Annotated in this window: 1 protein-coding gene and 1 pseudogene; both read right to left on the bottom strand. The window is 45.7% G+C overall.

All coding sequences use genetic code 11. The features are described 5' to 3' along the window. The coding region (locus QTO00_RS19245) for a PTS transporter subunit EIIC (protein ID WP_331426182.1) at window positions 1-962 on the bottom strand (962 nt) is incomplete at its 3' end. A 123-nt stretch (window positions 963-1,085) separates the two neighbouring features. Beyond that, window positions 1,086-1,759 (bottom strand): annotated as a pseudogene (locus QTO00_RS19240) (choline ABC transporter ATP-binding protein); the annotation flags it as partial.

Below are 1,759 nucleotides of genomic sequence, written 5' to 3'. Positions count from 1 at the left end.
GTCAATGCAGCATGAATGACAAACAGTACCGGTGCCGCGAACATAAACGCAAATTCCAGTGGCTCTGTCACACCGGTTACGATCGCAGTCGTACCTGCTGCTAACATAATTGAACCGACTTTCGCTTTGTTCTCTGGCTTAGCACAGTGGTAAATTGCAAGGCCAGCAGCTGGTAGACCATAGCCCATAACAGGGAAGAAGCCAGCCATATAACGACCTGTAATACCAAGCTCACCAGTGTTGTTCCAAAAGTTGAAGATATCGTTTATGCCAGCCAGGTCAGCCCAGAATACTTGGTTAAGAGCGTGGTGAAGACCTAATGGGATCAACAAGCGGTTAAAGAATCCATATAAACCAGCACCAACTGGACCCAAATCGATAAAGCTCTTACCAAAATTAACCAGAGCAACATAGACCACAGGCCAAACCACAATCAGAATGTAAGCCACAAGACACATTACCGCCGATGTAATGATAGGTACAAAGCGGCGTCCACCGAAGAACGCCAGTACTGACGGCAATTGGATATTGTGAAAACGGTTATAGAGCTCGCCTGCAATGATACCTGTTAAGATCCCAGTAAAGGCATTGACCACTGCGCCATACGAAATCACCGATTCTTTACTCATATCTGCAACCGCCGTGCCCGTTAGCAAGGAAATCACAGCAGGGTCTGAAACCAAGGTTTGTACAATGAACAAGCCTATTAAGCCCGCCAATGCTGCTGCACCGTTGTTATCTTTCGCCATGCCAAATGCGACACCAACGGCAAACAACCAAGCTTGGTTATCCATGATCGCCTTACCAGCATAAATAAGGAAATTCGCCAACGGACTTCCGCCAGCTCCCCACGTTGGATCAAGGGCATAACCAATACCTAGCATTAAACCACCTGCTGGTAGTACTGCTATCGGCACCATTAATGCCTTACCCACTTTTTGTAGATATCCTAATATATTCACCTTTTACCCCTTTTGGTTTTTTATTTATTAACCAAAGGGTACGAAAAGTGAGATTAAGGAAGCGTTGAGTGAAGATTAAGATTTGTTAATGAAGTTCACCCGCCATTTCGACGGGTGAATGTGCTAAGCGACCTGCTGAGATTTAAAGTTACCCAGTAACGCATCATAGAGTTCGTTGTCAGTCAGTACCCCAACCAACTCGTCCTCTTCGACCAATAGGATGGGCTGATTGCTGCGCTGTTTAAGCTCAATCGCCTCTCGCATGCCAATGTCGGGGCTCGCTTGAACCACGACTGAATTGTCAATGTCCTGCATATCGATGGAATCGTCGTTCCAATCAACCAAGGTTTTGTTTGAATCGACTAACGTTAATCCACTTGGTTTCTGCTCTACCCATAACTCGTCTGACGCGCACACTTCCCACTGTTCGTCACGACGGTTTAATTCGTCACGTGATTGCATTAAAGAACGCCCTTTTAGAACATTGAGTGGATTGGTATGAGCGACAAAGTTCTTCACATATTCGGTTTCTGGGGTCAGAACAATCTGCTCGGGTTCTCCATGCTGAATCAACTTGCCCGATTCCATAATGACAATATTATTGCCAATCTTTAGCGCTTCATCTAAGTCATGACTGACAAATATAATTGTTTTATTGAGTTCACTTTGCAGTTGCAGGAGTTCATCTTGGAGTTGAGTTCGGATCAGCGGGTCTAACGCTGAGAAGGGTTCATCCATCAACAATATATCGGTGTCCATCGCAAATGCTCGAGCCAAGCCAACCCGTTGCTGCATTC

The sequence above is a fragment of the Vibrio sp. M260118 genome, from assembly GCF_036533755.1.
In the GTDB taxonomy this organism is placed as follows: domain Bacteria; phylum Pseudomonadota; class Gammaproteobacteria; order Enterobacterales; family Vibrionaceae; genus Vibrio.
This window is presented reverse-complemented; position numbering and strand designations above follow the sequence as displayed.